The organism is Janthinobacterium sp. GMG1 (assembly GCF_034427795.1).
Taxonomy (GTDB): Bacteria; Pseudomonadota; Gammaproteobacteria; order Burkholderiales; family Burkholderiaceae_D; genus Janthinobacterium.
Window position 1 is genome coordinate 206,641 of record NZ_JAXQNT010000005.1, and the last position, 18,365, is coordinate 225,005.

Consider the following 18,365-nt stretch of genomic DNA (forward strand, 5'->3'; position numbering starts at 1 on the left):
ACCCGCTTCGGCGGGTTTTTTCATTTCCACCACCTGAAAGGCAACCATGGCCCTCGAAACTAGCGCCGACGGCGCGTTGAGTTTCCGCTCGCATCTTGTGTAGCAAATGGGGTTGTCATGACGATCCCGCCGCTGATCCCGCCTGTCGTGATGGGCTGCCCAACCTCCGACCCGTCATACGATCCCAGCGGCGGCACCAATCGCTGGCGCGCCGAGTTCTATCGGAGTATGTGGCGCCACACGTCCGGTACCGAGATAGTCGAGGTGATGGTGCCGAGGCAGCGCTGTTGATATACCGCCACCGAGCCTATCGGCGTTACCACTGGGTTGATTTCACCAACCACTTACCTCATCCTGGAAGGGGCAATGCTGCCATGAGAAATCTTCGCATCATCCACGACAATGCCGCTGATCGCGCGGTGTTGACTGCATTAAGTCAAACCGGCGAACTGGGCCCGGCCAACCTACAGCGCGACAGCAAGAATGCCGTGCTGCGCGCCGTCGGCACGGCGCAGACCATTTCAGCTATATGGCCGACACAGGAGTCCATCGCCTGCGTGGCGCTGATTTCCACCAATATGACCAGTAGCGCGCGCATGCGCGTGCGCGGTTATGCCCGGCCGGGCGACGCCGTGCCGGTATTCGACACAGGCAGCATCTTCCCGTGTCCAGCTGCTGTGCATGGATCCTATCCTTGGGGTGTGCTGCCGCTCGGCTGGAACGCTTACCAGTGGGGCGGTGTGAACACCTGGCCGCGCGGCGGCGGCTCTGACGGCGTGACATGGTTCGCGCCGGTGCGCGTGCGCCAGATAGTGATCGACGTGTCTGCGCCACAAAGCCCGGAAGGCTACCTGGAAATCTCGCGTCTGGTGGTGGGCAACTACTGGTCACCGCAATATAACGCCGATTACGGCGCCCAGTTGCAGACGCAGGATAGCAGTGAAAATTACCGAACGGGTGCAGGCAACCTGAAAACCGCGCTGGGCACGACTAGCGACAAGCTGAGCATCAATCTGACGCACCTGACACCGATGGACCGCGCCCGCTTCATGCGCATCCTGCGCGAGAACGGCAAGGGCAAGCCGATGCTGTTCAGCCTGTTCCCGGAAAATCCGGATCCGTTGGGAGAACAGGACTACATGCTGTATGGCAAGGTCAGCAATATCGATGCTGTGGCTACGCCGTACTTTGACACTTATTCTGCCGCACTACAAATTGAAGGAATTTAAATGGCTGATAAATTTTATGACGGTATGCCTAACGTCAACGAGAAATTGAACGAAATGGATCGGGCATTTGCGGCGGGACCGTACAATGCGCTGCCACTGACGGGCGGCAATTTATCTGGGCCGATCGTCAGCTTCAGCAGTCTTGCATTTGTGACTCCTGGCGCCCCGGCCCCCGGGGACGCGCCCACGATGCTGCGTGGTGCGGCGCATCAGGGAGGCACATCGCCATCGCTGGTGGCGGCGCTAGGGGTCGGGGGGACAAATGGTTTATCGTATCAGGGGCAGTTCAGGTGGTACACGTCATCTGGTCGGCCCACATCTAATGGCACGTACACCTGCGTGTCATACGACCTGCGCCTGCGTGCAATTGATGTCAAGAGCAACTTGGAAAGTGCTGATCTGATGGTCATCAGCGGGGCAGGAGATTTAGCAGTTCGAGGCACCCTGTCTTCATCGGCACGGATCGTTTCCAGTGCGATACAAGTCGGCCCCATTTCAGCGATGGAGAGCGAAAGTATCATAGGAGGAGGGGACCAGTCGCAGGGGAAGATTAACCTCAGGATCCCAAACTGCACGACGTTCTATGTTTCGTCAGGGGCAATGGGTTCCGCTTCGGCGTGTAGCGCGTCTATAAATGCGAGCACCATCACGGGGCGTAGCATTAACGTCAGCGGGACGATCAACGCTGGCGGCGCCGACTATGCAGAGTACATGTTCAAGGCACCTGACTGTACAGTCATCGTACCAGGTCAGTTGATCGGCATCGGCGCGAATGGCAAGCTTACCGATCGCTGGGCCGAGGCCATCTCGTTTGTCGTGAAATCCACCGATCCCTGCATGGTAGGCGGCGACAAATGGTCGCAGCGGCTCGGCCCCCGTCCGCCATCCGTGACGCGTACCCCCGGTAGCGTCGAATCGCAGCTGGTCAGCGAGGCGCAACCAGCTGTCGAGGCCGTCTACGATGGCCTCACCCTGATCACGCCGGCGATTCCCGCCAAGGCTGCCGTGTATCGCGAAGTGCCGCTCGCGGGCGATACCGATGAAGAGTGGGCAGCGCGGCAGGCTCCCGGACTTGCCTTCGACGCGGCACTCGAAGCGCTGCGCCAGATGGTGGACCGTATCGCTTTCGCCGGCCAGGTGCCATGCAATATCCAGGGGGCAGTTCCAGGCCAGTTCATCGTGCCGGTACAGCATGGTGATGGCATCGCAGGCACTGCTATCAATGAGGAGGACTTGACACTCCAGCAATACATGCGCGCCATCGGCAAGGTCATCGCAATCGAAGACGATGGGCGCGCCCGTGTAATCGTGAAGGTGGCATAAAGATTGTGCTTGCAACATCCAAACCCGCTTCGGCGGGTTTTTTCATTTCCACCACCTGAAAGGCAACCATGGCCCTCGAAACCACCGCCGCCGGCGGCGCATTGATCAAACTGTTTGGCGTGCCCGTGCTGGCCGGCGCCGCCGCCACGTCGCTGGGCTTCATGTTCATGTGGCCCCAGTCCACCAAGGAGGCATTTATTCGTTTTTGTTCCAGCATTATCATTTCCACCTTTCTCGGTCCCGTGCTCGTGGCCGCCGTGCTGTCGTGGTGGCCCAGCCTGTTCGACAGTGCAAAGACCGTGGCGGGCCTGTACGGCGGCGACCCGGCCACGGGGTTTTTGTTCATCGCCGCGCCGCTGATGGTGGCGGCAGGCTTGCCCGCTTGGTGGGTGCTGGGCGCCTGCGTGCGCTGGTTCGACAAGCGGCGTGGCAAGGATATCGGCGAACTGGCGGCTGATGCGGCCGCTGCAGTCAAGGATGTGCGGGGCATGCTGTGACAGGCGCGCAATTGATGCAGATCATGCCCTTGGCCGGCCGCCGCGCTACGCTGTTCCTGGCGCCTTTGAATGCGGCGATGGCCGAGTTCGATATTGATACGCCGCTGCGCCAGGCGTCGTTCCTGGCGCAGGTGGGCCACGAATCGGGACAGTTGCGCTATGTGCGCGAGCTTGCCAGTGGCGCGGCCTATGAAGGGCGGGCGGACTTGGGCAATGTGATTGCTGGCGATGGCGTGCGCTTCAAGGGACGCGGCTTGCTGCAGGTGACGGGGCGCGCCAACTATGCGGCGTGCGGCGTGGCGCTGGGCCTGGACTTGCTGGCCGCGCCGCAGTTGCTGGAGCAAACGACTGCCGCTTGCCGCTCGGCGGGCTGGTTCTGGCAATCGCGCGGCTTGAACCGGCTGGCCGACGCGGGCGACCAGGCGCGCGTTACGCGCCGCATCAACGGTGGCGTGAACGGCCTGGCCGAGCGCCTGGCTTTGTATGCAGCAGCACGCAAGGTGCTGGCATGAAGCCGCCCTTGCTTGTGCTGGCCATGCTGCTGTTGCTGGGGGCCGCCGTGTTTTGCGCCCAGCGCTGGGGGCATGAGGCGGGCCGTGCCGCATGCGCGGCGCAGGTGCTGGAGGTGCAAGCCGTGTTGAAGCGCCAGACCCAGGCCCTGAATGCGATGCGGGAGGAAGGAGTACGGCGGTCGACACGGGCCCGGCAGGCCTTGGACAATGCGCAGGCTGGGCAGGCAGACGCCCAGGCGGCAGCGGCGCGCATCCTGGCATTGCCGCCGGATGGCGACGCTTGCCGCACGGCCGAGGCGCTGATCGCCAGTGAAATGGCTGGAAGACCCGCTGGCGGGACGCCATGAGGGCAGCAATGACGAGTGCGCCGGCGCTGCTGCGGGTCTGGGGCTACTTGCAGGCTTGTTCGCGGGCTGGCGCGCGGGCTTGCTCACCAGCCTGTTCACTGACCTGCTCACTGCCCCATTCCCTGACCTGTTCATGGGCCTGTGTATTGGTCTGCGTGCTTGCTGGGCTGCTGGGTGGCTGCGCGGCAGGTGGGGCAAAGCTGGAAGCCGCGGCGGAAAGGCTGCCCATCGGCGTGCCCTGTATCGCCGTTCGTCCTGCGGCACCCGTCTTGCCAGCCGTGCCGCAGCATGGCATTTTTGAACAAGTGCAAGCCTTGCTGGCGCGCGAACACTTGCGCGCGGCCTATGTGCGGCAGCTGGAAGCGCTGATGGATGGCTGTGCCGGCAGCTAGCGTCGACCGCTGCGCAACGACGTCGGCGGCTGCTCTACGGCTGGTCTGCGGCTGTTCGCAGTTGGCTTGCCGCTTGGTTGCGCCGCCGCGCGTAATCCCCTAGGGTCGCCGCCTGGCGCCACTCGCCATGCCAGAGTCCCAGAGTCCCAGAGTCCCAGACATTGATACTGCTTCGTCGTGCCAGGTCTTGACGCCGCATCCGATGCTGCCTTCTGGTGCGGCTGCGTGCCGGCGTGCCAGAAAACAGTGCACGGCAGTACGTCCAGCCCGCGATTTTTGCGGCCGCGATGCTATTTCGGCACAATTTCTGTATACAATCTAGCTGGCACGATGCGTGCATGGCATACCTTGATCATCCCATCCAAGGAGCTTCGCATGCCTCATCCGCCGCCACTGTGTTCCTGTCGTCCCGTTTCTCTCTTGCTTTTCCCTTTCACCTGCGCCCGTCCGGGCCGTGGTAACCCAGGAAATGGAGCGTAAATGGCCTCTCCCCGCTTGAAATCCATTCACCGCAGCGCTCCCGGCACCGTACCCGCTGCCCCGTCCCCTGTCGATGAAGTGCTGCCTGCCGGCAAGCTGTTCACCCTGGGCTTGCAGCACGTGCTCGTCATGTATGCGGGCGCCATCGCCGTGCCGCTGATCGTCGGCCGCGCCCTCAAGCTGCCGCCCGAGCAGGTGGCGGCATTGATCAGTGCCGACCTGTTCTGCTGCGGCCTCGTGACCCTGATCCAGTCCCTGGGCATAGGCAAGTACTTCGGCATCCGCCTGCCCGTCATGATGGGGGTGACCTTTGCCGCCGTCAGTCCAATGTTGGCCATGGCGAACAATCCGGCCCTGGGCATCACCGGCATCTTTGGCGCCGTGATCGGCGCCGGCGTCGTTTCCATGCTGATCGCTCCCTTCATCAGCCGGCTGCTGGCCCTGTTTCCGCCCGTGGTCACGGGCAGCATCATTGCCGTGATCGGCGTGTCGCTGATGCGCGTGGGCGTGAACTGGGCCATGGGCGGGCCGCCTGCCATGGCGCAGATTGCCGATCCGGCCTTCCTCAAGATGGCCGCTGCCGCCACGGCGGCGGGCTTGCCGGCGCCGCCCGGCCCCGTGCCCCTGATCGCCAATCCAGGCTACGGCGCGCTGGATAACATGGGCATCGCCTTCTTCGTGCTGGCCGTCATTTTGCTGGTGGCCAAGTATGGTCGCGGTTTCCTGTCGAATATTGCGGTATTGATCGGCATCATCGCCGGCACGGCCCTGTCGTTTTCGCTGGGCAAGGCCGATTTCGCCAAGGTGGCCAGCGCCAAGGCCTTTGCCATCGTCACGCCGTTCCAGTTCGGCATGCCGACCTTCGACGTGGTCGCCATCGTCACCATGAGCCTGGTGATGATCGTCGTCATGATCGAGTCGCTGGGCATGTTTCTGGCGCTGGGAGAGATGACGGACAAGTGCATCACGCAGGCCGATATCAGCCGCGGCTTGCGCGTCGATGGCCTGGGCACCCTGATCGGCGGCATCTTCAACACCTTCCCGTACACCTCGTTTTCGCAAAACGTGGGCCTGGTGGGCGTGACGGGCGTGCGCAGCCGATGGGTCTGCGTGGCGGCAGGCCTTATATTGCTCGTCATGGGCGTGATCCCGAAGATCGCGCAGACGGCCGAAGCCGTGCCGGCGTTCGTGCTGGGCGGGGCAGGGCTGGTGATGTTCGGCATGGTCGCCGCCACCGGCATCCGCATCCTGGCTGGCGTCGATTACAAGAGCAACCGCAACAACCTGTTTATCGTGGCCCTGTCGATCGGCTTCGGCATGCTGCCGCTGGTGGCGGAACAGTACGCGCAGCACATGCCCAAGGCCCTGTCACCGTTGCTGCACAGCGGTATCCTGCTGGCCGCCATCGTCGCCGTGCTGCTCAACCTGTTCTTCAATGGCCTGGCATCGCAGGAAAAGGCGCGGGAGCAGGCGCGCGAGAACACCCATGGCAGCGAGTGAGGCGCCGCCCGGTGCCATGAATGCGGGTTAGCCGGGCGGCAGAGTCCTCAGCACCACGCAATTGCGCCCCGCATCCTTGGCCTGGTACAGCGCGGCATCGGCCAGGCGCAACAGGGCGTCCGGATCGGCGGTACCCGGCGCCGACTGGACCGCGATGCCGACGCTGATCGTCACCTGCTGCGCTTCCGTACTCGCGTGGACGATGTCCATGTCTTCGATGGCGCGCCGCAGCGCTTCGCCGATCTGGCGCGCTTCGTCCGTGCCCGTGTTTGGCAGCACGATCGAAAATTCCTCTCCGCCGTAGCGTGCCGTCAGGTCGCCTGCGCGCCGCATGCCGGCCGCCAGCGCCTGCGCGACCCGGATCAGGCATGCGTCGCCGGCCTGGTGGCCGTGACGGTCGTTGAATAGCTTGAAGTAGTCGACGTCGAGCATGACGACGGCAAGCGGCTGGCCGACGCGCGTGGCACGCGCGCATTCGGCGCGCAGCACGTCGTCGAAATGGCGCCGGTTCGACAGGCCCGTCAGGCCATCGGTGATGGACAGGGTCGCCAGCTTGCGGTTGGCGTCTTCCAGCTGCCCGGTGCGTTCGGCAACGCGCCTTTCGAGGGTGTCATGCAGCCTGGCGCTGGAAATCGAGATCATCGCCTGCGCGCCGAGCATGCGCAGGAACGCCACGCGTTCTTCCGTAAACGAGGCGTCGGCCAGCCGATTCTCGAAGTACAGGATGCCCTCGATCTGGCCGCCGTGCCGGATCGGCAGGCACATGACGGCGCGCGGCAGGTGCGACTGCACGTACGGGTCGGCGGCAAAGCGCGAGGCGCCCGCGATGCAGTCTTCGATCACCTCCGCGCCAGTGCGGATGACGTAGCGCAGCAGCGACAGGGGGAATTGCGGGTCGCTGGCGGCGTTCAGGTCGAGCTGGCGCGCTTGCAGGACGGTGACGCCATCGTCATCGATATTGGCCTCCAGCCGGTAGCTGCCTTCGGACAGCAGCAGCAGGCGCGCTACCTGCCCGCCGGCGTTTTCGCACACGATGGCAATGAGGCGTGTCAGCACGTTGCGCAGGCCGACTTCGTTCGACAGGATTTGAGCTGCCTTCAGCAGTGACACCAGGTCGAGCGCGGAACTGCCGTGCGTGTGGGAGACAGAGTGCCGCTGCGTGCCGCGGCCCTCTATCCTTGACAGCAGCGCAGCATGACGCTCCCGCAGCTGCGCCACCTTGCCGTCCGCGCCCCACTGGCCGTAATGCGCGATGGCGTCCCGGATGAAGACGGCGGCCACGCGCGGCTGTCCCTGGTCGCACCAGCATTCGCCGCACAGCTCATTGCCCAGCGCTTGCATGTTGACGTAGCCGGCCACGCCGGCTGCGTCGATCGCCTGCTGGTAAAGGCGCGTGGCCAGCTGCAGGTCGTCCCGGTAGCGTGCCAGCTCGGCCATCACCAGCAGGTGCTTGGCGGCGCTATTGTCCGAGCCTTGGCTGGCCCATGTGGCGAGATTCGCCTGCAGCGTGCCGATCACGGTCAGCACGGCGCCCGCGTCGGGACGCCCAGGAGCGCGCCGCACCGCGCGGATCAGGATCAGCGCGGCGTAGAAGCTGCACTCGGCCACCTTGGCCTGGCCGCGCATGATCTGCGTGACCATGCCGAGCTGGCCGGCCAGCGGTTCGGCGTCGGCGCCGTCGAACAGGTAGGCGTTGCGGATTTTCCCCTGCAAGAAGTAGGCGCGGTACAGCTGCGAGTCGCCATATTGTGCGAGGAAGCCTGCCTCGCTGAAGGTCGCATCGTCGTAGCTGTCATGACGGGGCAGGAGGCCCGTCAGGCACTTGATCGGCTGGATAGCGGCGGCGACACAGCAATCGGCCATTGCCTGCTGGCCGTTGGCGCGCATCAGCGCCAGGTCGTGCTCGATGTCGTGCATCAGGTGCGGCAGGTAGTCGCCGAGGATGATCCGGTCGGTGGCGCGCACGGCCGCCACCACGCCGACCTGCACGAAGTCGGCGATTTCCAGCGCCCAGCCAAACGCTTCCTCGTACAGGGCGTCGGAGCTGCGCAGCGGCTGCGTCCAGTGGTTGCTGAGCGCGCCGAACATCAGGCCCGTGAGCGTGCGGGTCTGCAGATTGGCACGGCGCCTGGCCAGCGCCATCGCCATCGCGCCGAAGTCGTAGCCACGCGCGATGTCGCCGCTGTACAGCGCCAGCATCATCGCGTAGCCGACATAGGCGACGGCGCTGAAATCGCTGTTCCCCCGCTGCATGGACAGGCGCGTCATCGACACCACCATCAGCGCGCTGAGATCCTGCTGGCCGGCGTAGTAGCTGGCCATCCACAGTCCCTGCATCATCTGCATCGCGGCCACCGCGTCCGGTTCGCACATGTCGGCCGCCGCCAGCAAGGTGTCGGGCGCCTGCGCGCCAGGCTGCCGCCCGATGTCGGCGAGGATATCGGCGAAGCGCGCCTTCATGTGCGCTACCTCATGCGGAATGTCGATGTCCAGCTGCGCCAGGCCGTCGCGCTGCACGGCGATGGCGTCGAGCAGGCGGCCCTGTAGTTGATACTGGTGCGCCTGGATGGCTATGCAGCGTACCTGCAGCAAGGGGTTCATGGTACGGGCGCGCACCAGTGGGTAGATCGCCTCGGCGGCATCGAACTGGCCACACAGGTAGGCCGCTTCGGCGGCGCCGAGCTGCAGTTCGAGCCAGAGGCCGGCGTGGGCATTCCAGGCGTCCGCCGGCAGCAGGCCGAGACCGATTCGCATGTGCTCCAGGGTGGACTGGAACGCGGCGGAACGCCGTGCCTTGACGCCCGCCTGGAGATTGAGCGTTGCCAGCTGCACGCGCTCGCCCGCATCGTCGATCAGCGCGCGGCCGGCGTTGAGCTGCTCGACGATGTCAAACAGCGCCTCGTCCTGGCGTTCCGGCGGCGTATGCCGCAGCAGCAAGCGGCCGAGGAGAAGATGGTTGGCCGCGCGCGCACCGGCATCGGCGACCAGGTAGGCGGCCTGCTGCACCCGGTCGTGCAGGAAGCGGTAACTGACGCCGCTGCTGCCGGCGGGGGTGTCGCCATTGACGTATTTATAGCGCTCGTCGAGCGGCTGGATCAGGCCCGCCCTGAGCGCGGGCCACAGGTCTTGCTGCGTTTGCCGGGGTGCGCGGTCTACTGCCAGCGCGAGCGTGTCGAGCGTGAAGCGGTTGCCGCTGGAGGCGGCCAGCTGCAGCAGGTGCTGCGTCACGCTGGGCAGGCGGCGGATTTTTTCCAGCAGCACCTCGACCACGTTGTCGGCGTATCCGGCCTGTTGTATCGCGGGCAGGTCCCAGTCCCAGTAATCGTCGGCGGGCCGGTAGCGCAGGTGGCCCGTCTCGTTGAGCGCAGCGAGGAACTGGTTGAGGAAAAAGGGATTGCCAGCCGTCTTGCGGTAGCAAATGCTGGTCAGTGGCGCGCAGTAAGGCGCCGCCACGCGCACGGTGGCCGAGACCATTTGCGCAACCTGCGGCTCGGTCAGTGCGTTCAGTACCAGCGTCGACAGGCGTACCTCACGGGCGATCAGCTTGTCGCGCAGCGCGATGAGCGGATGCGCGGGGCCCACTTCGTTGTCGCGGTATGCGCCGATGAACAGCATGCAGCTCTTGTCGCAGGAGACCATGAGCAGCTCGATCATCCTCAGCGTGGCAGCATCGGCCCATTGCAGGTCGTCGAGGAACAGCACCAGCGGATGCCCGGTGCAGGCGAAGACTTCGACGAAGCGGGGGAAGAGGCGGTCCAGGCGCCACTGAACCTGTGCCGGCGCCGACGCGGGCAGCGGCTCGGTGGGACCGACGATCAGGGCCAGCTGGGGAATCAGTTCGACAATCACGCCCACGCCGCTGCCCAGGGCCTCGTGCAGTTTTGCGGACCAGTGCCGCAGCGTTTCTTCCGGCTGGTCCAGCAACTGGCGCACCAGCCCCTGGAAGGCCTGGATCAGCGAGGCATACGGCACATCGCGCTGGAGCTGGTCAAATTTGCCCGACAGGAAGCGGCCGCGCCGGGCGATGATGGGCTTTTGCACTTCGTTGACGACCGCCGACTTGCCGATGCCCGAATGGCCGGCCACCAGCAGCATCTCGCAGGTGCCGGCGGCACTGCGTTCAAACGCCGCCAGCAGCACGGCGATGGCATCCTCGCGCCCGTGCAGCGTCTGTGGCACGAGGAAGCGGCCGTTGTGGTCGGACAGTTTGAGCGCCTGCGCCGGCTTTTTTGCGCGGCACGCTTCGAGGTCGCTGCGCAAGCCTTGCAGGCTCTGGTAGCGCTGATCGGCATTTTTTTCCAGCAGCCGCTGGATGATCGGCAGCAGCTGGCCGGGCAAGTCTGCCAGCGCCGGGTGCGACCAGTCGGGACTACGCGCAATGTGGCAATGCACGAGTTCCATCTCGTCGCCCGCCTCGAACGGCGTGTGGCCGGTCAGCAATTCGTACAAGGTGGCGCCGAGCGCATAGAAATCGGCGCGCCAATCAACGCGCCGGTTCATGCGCCCGGTCTGTTCCGGCGCCATGTAGCGCAGCGTGCCTTCCAGGGTCTGGAGATGGGCGATGCCGTGGCTTTCGTAGGGCAGTTCACAGGCGATGCCGAAATCGATCAGCTGCAGCAGGCGCTGCTCGTCATTCCACACCAGATTGGATGGATTGATGTCCTTGTGGATCACGCCGTGATGATGGACCTCGTCCAGCGCCGCGCACAGTTGCAGCGCGATGTCGAAAAAATCATCCAGCGCCAGTGCAGGCTGCGACGGCGTCCTGCGCGCCGCCACCTGCGCGCGCAATAGCTGGTCGAGCGCCAGGCCGCCGGTATCTTCCTGGATCATCGTCCAGTGCCCGCCGTGCAGCTGCAGCGCCAGCGGATGCGCCACGCCAGGATGGCGGCAGCGGCGCGCGATCGCATACTCGCGCTTGAATTGTGCCAGTTGCTGAAAGGAGGGGAACTGCTGATTCGGCATCTTGACGATCAGCGCCGTGCCATCGGCAGTCCGGGCGCGGTAAACCCGCGAGCGGGTGCCGCTGTGCAGCTGTTTGATGATCTCGTGGTCGAAAAGGGAGCGCATGGGCTGGGCTTGGCGGTACACAGACGGTTGCGGGAGCCTTGAGGCGCACATTTCGGAGCATTAGTTGATTGTTAGTATTATATCAGTAGGGAGTCGCGGGGGAGGGAGCGGGGCGATGGGCGCTGTTGTAAAAACGTCAGCGGGGGGCAGGCGAGTGCGGGAAGGGCGCGAGATGACAGCAGGGAGCTGCGGCGCATCGGGTGGACCGTGCGCCGCAGCCTTATCAAGTCAGGACCAGTTTTTGAGTTATGCACGTCCCAGGGTTGGGTCGCTTACGGAATCCTTGCCATTCTCGATTCGCCCTGCGACGCGGCGCCGGAAAGTCTTCTGAGTATTGCAGGTGACCGAGAAGTCATACCAGTTGCCGCTGTCGGCCAACGACCAGTGAAAGGATCCCACCTCACCGGCGGCTACCTCGATGGTCCAGCTCTCCATGCATATCATTGCTGCGTCCTGCCTGGAAGTTTATTCGTGCTGTAATCGATAATATTGATTAAAAGCAGCTTTTCAGCATAGAAATCATCTTATCCCTGGACCCGGACAAGCTGCGCCAGGTCATGCGCGAAAGCAAGGGGCCGGGCAACGTTCGCAAGCTGTTCATGTGTGCGCCGAATGGCAAGAGGGATGGTATCCAGACCCCCGCCACACCTGCCTTCTATACAGCAGGGCTCTTTGGACTCAAATTTGCGTGATGGTCGAAGGCGCATGAGGACTGATGGTTTTAGCCTATGTCTTGGTGTCTGTACTCCAAGCATCATTTATCTTCACACTCTTGCATCATTGCCGGGTATTGCGACCTCAGGACATGGCCCGACCTTGTGACGCTAGTGCATGCTCTTCATCAACACCAGCACGAGGAACACGCCAAGCACGAGGTTGGCCGCCAGCAGCAACATGCAAGTGCGCCACAGCGCGCCCCATTTGCCCAGGTTGTAGGTGCCGCGTAGCTGCAGAAACATGTGCAGGGGCGGCGCCAGGCACACCAGCAATGCGATCAGCCAGCCCTGGTTGAGCATCGCTAGCGGTATCAGCACGGTAAACAGCAAGGACATGAAGCACAGCGAGTACAGCACGAACACCGCATGGTCGTACATGGCCACGCCAGGCTTCCAGAAAAACATCAGCCACACGAAGGGCAGCGAGATCGGGATCAGCAGGAATGAGAACTTGTAGGCCGTGTTCTTGAACTTGTAAAACGCCAGCTCGGGATTCTCTGCGGCGTGATGAACGCTTTTTTCAAACTCCGGAAACATGGCGTTGGGATTCGGCGGGCTGGCCGCGATTTTGGAGGCAGTCTTGTCGAACCAGCCGGGTTCTCTCAGCTCAAGTGCCTCCTCACTGGTCGCTTTTTCGGGTGACACGACGTGCAGCAGGCGTTGCTCGGCTTCGTGGTGCAGCTTGCGCGAAACGGCCAGCGCCTTCTCGACACCAGCGACGCCGACATCGGCCTTGCGGGCCGCCTCCAACGCCAGCTCATTGCGCTCGACCTTGAGCTTTGCAGACGCGGCGTGATTGGTCAGCGAGGCGATATTGGCATCGCGGGTGAGAAGCTGGCCGCCGCCGAACGAGGTAGCGAAAAAGGTCAGGAACACCATGAACAGGAATAGCGCTAGCGGCGAAACATAGTTCTTGCGCTGGCCATCGATGTAGCGGCGCGTCAGGCGGCCAGGAAAGGCCACCAGCAGCGGGATCGTCTTCCAGCCCTTGGCGTCGAAGTGCAGGATGCCGTGCACGACTTCTTCGGCCAGGTGCAGCAACGAATGGTGGACGTGGGCCGACTGGCCGCAGGCCTGGCAAAACGCGCCGCCCAGCGGCGCCTGGCAGTTGGCGCAGTTCGCAACGTGCGCGGCACTGGCCGGCTGCGGCGTTTTATCGTCCTCAACCTTGCTGGCCGGCATACCTGCCATCGCCAGGGCGCCGACCGCTTTCAGCTCACTCATCGTGCAACTCCCACCAGGAAAATGGCTGATTGTGCAACAAGGCGCCTGTATGTTCAAGTAATACTGGTAAAAACGGCAATCGGTACGCTGCCGGACAGTGCCGCAGCGGCACCGCCAAGGCCATCGAGCATGCCTTCAAGCGCTGGCCGGGGCTGCAGCCCGAGCGAGGGGCAGGTCCGACAATCGCTGGCCTTGATCGGACAAAGGCGAAGAGGGGGCACGCGATTTGACGCACTTTGAGCGGCTTTTCGTGTGCTTAGTTCCACGTGCTGTGAATGATGACTTTCATGCCATGAGCCACTCTATGTCATGGCACATGCGCCACCAATTTATAGTGGCCACTATATTGATCCGACCTGTAAATGCCGGCTGTAATTGTAGAGAGCTGCTGGATTTTTAATGCAGATATTTTTTTGGTGGCCGCCACATAAAAACGCAGCCACCGCATCATTGAACTAAACGGTTACGCCAGTGTTGCAGCCGATATAAATCCATGCATTATTAGTCGCGTTCACACCCAACAAAGCTGCGGAGTAACCAGTACCCCAGTTTTGCCCCGAATTCCAGGAGCCGGCGGCTGAGTTGGTTATCTCTGTCGCACTTAACCATGCTCCCGGATTACTTGGCGGATTGCCACTGTATATGGCAACGGCAAGTCTTACCATGCCTGGAAAGTTTTCTGACCAGTTAATGTACGCCTTGCCTTGATATTCGTGAAGAGTAATGCTGAAGCCGGCTGAAATGCCAGCAGACACAGGATTTATGTTACTTGCTTCTACCTGTTTTAAATCGAAAGATTGGTCGCTCATTTTTTATGCCTCTAATGTTAAATTGATTGGATATGAAATAAATATCAAAGGCCTATGCTGCATGGCCGATCAGAAAACATATTAAAAACATCTACATCTACATCTACATCTACATCTACATCTACATCTACATATGAAAATGAAGAAAAATTCAAAAGAGACCGCAATGTAATATTTTATGTTTAATGTTGGCTAATAGCTGATGAAATATTTCATGGGAGTTGCTATCGATTTTGTACTTGCTCTATGAAAGTTTTTTGGGATGAATAAATTATTGATTCATGTTATCAGTATAAAATCTATGAAATTACACACATTTACACAAATAAGAAAATATTTTTAATTAAGTACGGAGGCCGGAATCAAAGATTTTTGCATGCCCTGAAAGACCTACCGTGAGCCACTCTAAATTGTTGGAACTCTTGCATCTATCCTCTATCGAAAACCGTCACGATGATGGCATCCTTGGGGCGTTAGGATGCATGACATGAACACTAGGATCTACGTAAACAATCTCACCTCAAGGAAGTTGCGTACCAGGTTGATCATCCACTTATCTCATCGCAGAATGGGAGCGAGGTGAAACACGCCGGGCGACGGCGGGCAGACGGCTCGACCACGGCGCTATACCAATTGCATAATTGGCTAGCGGTGTATTCGCCAAGGCATGGGGCCACGGGTACCGATCGAATGCGTCGCCGCAGTTTTTCCCGACGACCATGCCACTGTCGGCGCCGCGCCGGACTTCGGTCTCGCGTTCCGACGCCCAGGCCTCGGCCTCGGTACTGAATGTTTTACATTCCCGTGTGCGGAGGATGGCGACTACTGCCCGCCAACCGCCAACCCGTTTCCTGAATGAAGCCATGCATCCCGCTCATTGAGGCGTAATCAGGCGTAAATTTGGCGTAATCGCTGCTGGTTTTTGTCGGGTTTAATATGGGGTAACAGGAATCTCGGGACGTAAAAAAAGCCATTAATCCCTGGGGTTTAATGGCTTTTTCAATGTTTCTGAATTCTGTGCGCTGGTGCCCGGAGCCGGAATCGAACCGGCACGCCCTTACAGGCGGGAGATTTTAAGTCTCCAGTGTCTACCAGTTTCACCATCCGGGCAGCGCGGCGAGATTCTAGCACAGGTGATGCGCATCACGCCATCCTGCGCCTGAGCCGTGCAGTCCGGTTTTATCTACCCGCCATCAGAACGTCGCCTTGAACTGCACCCCATACGTGCGTGGTTCGTTGATGATGCCTGTCAGGTTATCAAAATCGATGGCGCCCAGCGACTGGATCTGGTTGGTGATGTTGCGACCGTACGCGGAGAGTTCATAGCGATCCCATTTGTAGCCGACGCGCAAGCCGCCTTCCAGCAGTTCCTTGGCCTTGTATTCCTTCGCTTCGTACAGGAAGAAGTTGTAGCTGGTGCGATAGGCCCAGTCCGTGTAGGCGTAGAACTCGCCATTGGCGAGGGGAATGCTGTACTTCAAGGTGAAGTTGGTTTGCCATTCCGGCGCGCGCGGCAGCGGGTTGCCGTCGATGTAGGCCGTGCCCTTGAAAGGGCCCAGCGGATCGGTGACGGTGCAGCCGCTGGCCGGGTTGTTTTGCGCGTTGCCGCAGCTTTGCACGAACAGCTTCTTGTCCTGGATTTCCGTGTGGTTGTAGCTGCCGCCCAGGGTCATGCTGAGCGAATCGCTGAGGTTAGCCTGGAAATCGAGTTCCACGCCACGGCCCGTGGCCTTGTCGGCGTTGATCAGCTGGTTCATGTTGACCGCGCCGCTGCCGGCCGTCAGTTGCTTGTCCTTGACGCGGTACTGGAACACGGCCACGCTCAGGCGCGCGCGCTTGTCGAACAAGTCCTGCTTGATGCCGGCCTCGACGGACAGCGCTTTCTCGGCGCCCGCAAACGAGGGGCGGTCGGCCAGGCCGTTCAGGCGGCCCTGCATCGACGGTGCGCGGTAGCCGGTGGCGATGCGCGCGTAGGCGTTCGTTTCCGGCGTCAGCACATAGGTGCCGCTCAAGTCCCAGCTGATGTTGTGCGAGGTGTCGTTCAGGTTGAAGGGGCCGGCCGTGGTCGCTTCCACGCGCTTGGCCGAGAAGTCCTTCTTGTCCGTCGTGTAGCGCAGGCCGGCGCGCAGTTTCAGCGCGTCCGAGACCGTGTAGTTGAGCGAGCCGAAGGCCGCGTACGACTTCGAGCTCTGGTTTTGCGTAGCGTAGGCGCTGTTTTGCGGATTGCCGGGCGCCAGGCTGTCAAAGCTGATGCTGTCGATCTGGATATCTTCCTTGAAGTAGAACAGGCCGGCTATCCATTGCAGCGGGCCGCGGGCAGATGATTCGGCGCGGAATTCCTGCGAAATCTGCTTGTGGTTGGGAATCACGTCGGCCGTTTCCACGACGAAGGGGATGAAGCCCGGGCCCATCGGTGGCGCATAGACGGCGCCATAGCCGCCGTCGACGTCGGCGCGGCTGAAGAAATCGAGTTTTTCGTAGCCGGTGATCGAATGCAGGGTGACGCCGGGCAAGTCCCATTTCAGGCGCATGCTGCCGCCCTTGGTTTTCAGGTGCTGGCGGTTGATGCCGTCGGTCGGGTAGTTATCGTAATCAAAGCCGTCGACCAGGTCATTCGTGCCCTGTTTCAGGATGTTGGCACGGAACAAGGTGGCCGTGCCGTCGAGGTTGCGCGCATGCACGTTGAACAGGGCGCTGAAGTCGCGCGTGGGCTTGACCAGTACCTGCAGGCGGGCGGCGCTGTCTTCATAGCCTTCGAAGTCGCGCGTGCCGGTCGGGCGCGGGTTGTGCACGCGGTCGTCGCGGCGCTGCGTCTGGCCGGAAAAGCGCAGGGCGACCGTGTCGCTGACGGGCACGTTGAAGGCGCCTTCCAGGTTCTTCATGCCATCCTTGCCGAAGCCGCCGCTCAGGTAGCCTTCCGTCTTGAAGACGGGTTTGGCGGAATCGAACTTGATCACGCCGGCCGGCGAGTTACGGCCGAACAAGGTGCCTTGCGGGCCGCGCAGCACCTCGACCTGATCGACGTCAAACACGGGAAAACCTTTCAGCATGGCGTTTTCCTGCACCACGTCGTCCATCACCAGGCCCACGGGCTGCGAGGCGTTCAGGTCGAAGTCGGTATTGCCCAGGCCGCGAATGTAGAAGCGGGGAAAGGTGCGGCCGTAATCCGATTCGACGGAGACGCTGGGCGAGCGGCTGTTGAGGAAGCGGATATCGGCGCCGCCGGCCGTCAGGGTGTCGAGCTTGTCGCCTTTCAGGGTGGCGATCGACATGGGCACGTCCTTGATGTTTTCCGCGCGCCGCTGCGCCGTCACGATCACCGTTTCCAGCTGGCCGGGACCAGCCTGCGCCGCCGGAGCGGCAGGCGCCGGGACGCTGTCCTGTGCCTGCGCCATCGCCTGCAGGGGAAAGGCGGCAGTGATTGCCAGGGTAATCAGGGTGTGGCGTACGGTGCTGGCATGCGGTGTCATCATGAAACGGCTCCTGTCGGTCAAGGTTGTTCGTAAGGTCCAGGCAGGCGCAAGTCCGCTAGACGAAAAATCATGCTAGCACGGAAAGTTTTGGTATTCATGCCATTTTCCAGTGACAACTATTCATATCCATTTCGACTGAATACGCGAATAAAATCGTATTTGTCGTCAATATCGGGCGGGTGCATAGTGGGATGCCGCCAGGCTTGTGCCAGTAGAAAGGACACCGAGATTGCCAGGCGCACTCCCTGCGGAGGCACAAAATCAGGGCTGATGCGGTGATGCCAATCGTGTCCGGATGTGGGAAATACAACAGGGGAGTGCTGCCTTTTTTCGCGAGTGCCTTGTTGCCGGAATGCGACAAGGTTTCCTGGCTGGCTGGCATGCTGCGCTGAGCCAGTATTGCCTTTCATGCATCGCCACCTATATTCGCAGCAGCGGGCGCCTGGCGGCTTGTGTCAGGCAGCCGCACATTGAGCGGACAGGTCAAATGGGGAACGCACCCGCGCCAGATACATTCAGGCAGGCGACCTTGTCGCTGGAAAAATACTTGATTTGTCCCAGGCCGATGGCGTAGCAGCCGTCGCTGAGCGGGGAAATGGGGCCGGTGAGTTTTTCACCACTGATCAGGGTCACTACCCAGGGCGTGGTGGCCGGTTTGCCCGCGTGGGCCAGTGCGTGTTGTACCAAGTCTGACATGCTGCCTCCGATGAAAATCAAAGCTTGATGATAGCAGTGCTGGAGCAGCCTATCCTTGTGTGCACGGGCCTGTAGCACGGGTACGACAGAGGCAATC

At 61.7% G+C, this 18,365-nt stretch carries 14 protein-coding genes and 1 tRNA gene; 7 read left to right on the forward strand and 8 right to left on the reverse strand.

Annotated features, from left to right (window positions below; translation table 11 throughout):
* The first annotated feature begins 374 nt into the window (after nucleotides 1–374).
* From SJI03_RS15765 to SJI03_RS15795, 7 genes are all read left to right on the forward strand, one after another.
* Nucleotides 375–1,229, forward strand: a complete 855-nt coding sequence (locus tag SJI03_RS15765; protein WP_322427811.1) for a hypothetical protein — start codon at nucleotides 375–377, stop codon at nucleotides 1,227–1,229.
* Nucleotides 1,230–2,552 (forward strand): hypothetical protein, encoded by a 1,323-nt coding sequence (locus SJI03_RS15770; RefSeq protein ID WP_322427812.1) that lies wholly within the window; start codon nucleotides 1,230–1,232, stop codon nucleotides 2,550–2,552.
* 68 nt (nucleotides 2,553–2,620) lie between these two features.
* Nucleotides 2,621–3,049, forward strand: a complete 429-nt coding sequence (locus tag SJI03_RS15775) for a hypothetical protein (RefSeq protein WP_034785835.1) — start codon at nucleotides 2,621–2,623, stop codon at nucleotides 3,047–3,049.
* Nucleotides 3,050–3,063: 14 nt separating this feature from the next.
* Nucleotides 3,064–3,561 carry a glycoside hydrolase family 19 protein gene (locus SJI03_RS15780; RefSeq protein WP_322427813.1) on the forward strand — a complete coding sequence of 166 codons (498 nt, stop codon included), beginning with the start codon at nucleotides 3,064–3,066 and terminating at the stop codon, nucleotides 3,559–3,561.
* Complete coding sequence (locus tag SJI03_RS15785) at nucleotides 3,558–3,908, forward strand: hypothetical protein (protein WP_322427814.1); 351 nt, start codon at nucleotides 3,558–3,560, stop codon at nucleotides 3,906–3,908. Before SJI03_RS15780 ends, SJI03_RS15785 begins: the two co-directional genes overlap by 4 nt.
* Before the next feature lie 155 nt (nucleotides 3,909–4,063).
* Nucleotides 4,064–4,300, forward strand: coding sequence for a hypothetical protein (locus SJI03_RS15790; protein ID WP_322427815.1), 237 nt, complete (start codon nucleotides 4,064–4,066; stop codon nucleotides 4,298–4,300).
* Between the two features lie 480 nt (nucleotides 4,301–4,780).
* Entirely contained in the window at nucleotides 4,781–6,280 is a 1,500-nt protein-coding gene (locus tag SJI03_RS15795; protein WP_322427816.1) for a nucleobase:cation symporter-2 family protein, read from the forward strand.
* 27 nt (nucleotides 6,281–6,307) lie between these two features.
* On the opposite strand, the gene SJI03_RS15800 is transcribed toward SJI03_RS15795, so the two are convergent.
* The 8 genes from SJI03_RS15800 to SJI03_RS15840 form a co-directional block, all read right to left on the reverse strand.
* Complete coding sequence (locus tag SJI03_RS15800; protein ID WP_322427817.1) at nucleotides 6,308–11,350, reverse strand: diguanylate cyclase domain-containing protein; 5,043 nt, start codon at nucleotides 11,348–11,350, stop codon at nucleotides 6,308–6,310.
* A 246-nt stretch (nucleotides 11,351–11,596) separates the two neighbouring features.
* Entirely contained in the window at nucleotides 11,597–11,794 is a 198-nt protein-coding gene (locus SJI03_RS15805; protein ID WP_416208754.1) for a phospholipase domain-containing protein, read from the reverse strand.
* Nucleotides 11,795–12,174: 380 nt separating this feature from the next.
* Complete coding sequence (locus tag SJI03_RS15815; protein WP_322427819.1) at nucleotides 12,175–13,290, reverse strand: DUF3667 domain-containing protein; 1,116 nt, start codon at nucleotides 13,288–13,290, stop codon at nucleotides 12,175–12,177.
* 455 nt (nucleotides 13,291–13,745) lie between these two features.
* Nucleotides 13,746–14,099 carry a hypothetical protein gene (locus SJI03_RS15820; RefSeq protein WP_322427820.1) on the reverse strand — a complete coding sequence of 118 codons (354 nt, stop codon included), beginning with the start codon at nucleotides 14,097–14,099 and terminating at the stop codon, nucleotides 13,746–13,748.
* Between the two features lie 1,023 nt (nucleotides 14,100–15,122).
* A tRNA-Leu gene (locus SJI03_RS15825) sits at nucleotides 15,123–15,209 on the reverse strand.
* 83 nt (nucleotides 15,210–15,292) lie between these two features.
* Entirely contained in the window at nucleotides 15,293–17,569 is a 2,277-nt protein-coding gene (locus tag SJI03_RS15830) for a TonB-dependent receptor (RefSeq protein ID WP_099378840.1), read from the reverse strand.
* Between the two features lie 119 nt (nucleotides 17,570–17,688).
* Nucleotides 17,689–17,982: a hypothetical protein gene (locus SJI03_RS15835; protein ID WP_322427821.1), complete on the reverse strand. Its 294-nt coding sequence runs from the start codon at nucleotides 17,980–17,982 to the stop codon at nucleotides 17,689–17,691.
* Between the two features lie 73 nt (nucleotides 17,983–18,055).
* The gene (locus tag SJI03_RS15840) at nucleotides 18,056–18,268 is read right to left on the reverse strand and encodes a hypothetical protein (protein WP_010399127.1); all 213 of its coding nucleotides are present in this window, start codon (nucleotides 18,266–18,268) and stop codon (nucleotides 18,056–18,058) included.
* Nucleotides 18,269–18,365 lie beyond the last annotated feature (97 nt).

Coding starts and splice junctions, on each gene's coding strand:
- SJI03_RS15830 (WP_099378840.1), bottom strand. CDS start 17,569: ATGACACCGCATGCCAGCACCGTACGCCACACCCTGATTACCCTGGCA.
- SJI03_RS15840 (WP_010399127.1), bottom strand. CDS start 18,268: ATGTCAGACTTGGTACAACACGCACTGGCCCACGCGGGCAAACCGGCC.
- SJI03_RS15800 (WP_322427817.1), bottom strand. CDS start 11,350: ATGCGCTCCCTTTTCGACCACGAGATCATCAAACAGCTGCACAGCGGC.
- SJI03_RS15765 (WP_322427811.1), top strand. CDS start 375: ATGAGAAATCTTCGCATCATCCACGACAATGCCGCTGATCGCGCGGTG.
- SJI03_RS15795 (WP_322427816.1), top strand. CDS start 4,781: ATGGCCTCTCCCCGCTTGAAATCCATTCACCGCAGCGCTCCCGGCACC.
- SJI03_RS15815 (WP_322427819.1), bottom strand. CDS start 13,290: ATGAGTGAGCTGAAAGCGGTCGGCGCCCTGGCGATGGCAGGTATGCCG.
- SJI03_RS15835 (WP_322427821.1), bottom strand. CDS start 17,982: ATGAAAGGCAATACTGGCTCAGCGCAGCATGCCAGCCAGCCAGGAAAC.
- SJI03_RS15805 (WP_416208754.1), bottom strand. CDS start 11,794: ATGATATGCATGGAGAGCTGGACCATCGAGGTAGCCGCCGGTGAGGTG.
- SJI03_RS15770 (WP_322427812.1), top strand. CDS start 1,230: ATGGCTGATAAATTTTATGACGGTATGCCTAACGTCAACGAGAAATTG.
- SJI03_RS15785 (WP_322427814.1), top strand. CDS start 3,558: ATGAAGCCGCCCTTGCTTGTGCTGGCCATGCTGCTGTTGCTGGGGGCC.
- SJI03_RS15820 (WP_322427820.1), bottom strand. CDS start 14,099: ATGAGCGACCAATCTTTCGATTTAAAACAGGTAGAAGCAAGTAACATA.
- SJI03_RS15780 (WP_322427813.1), top strand. CDS start 3,064: ATGCAGATCATGCCCTTGGCCGGCCGCCGCGCTACGCTGTTCCTGGCG.
- SJI03_RS15775 (WP_034785835.1), top strand. CDS start 2,621: ATGGCCCTCGAAACCACCGCCGCCGGCGGCGCATTGATCAAACTGTTT.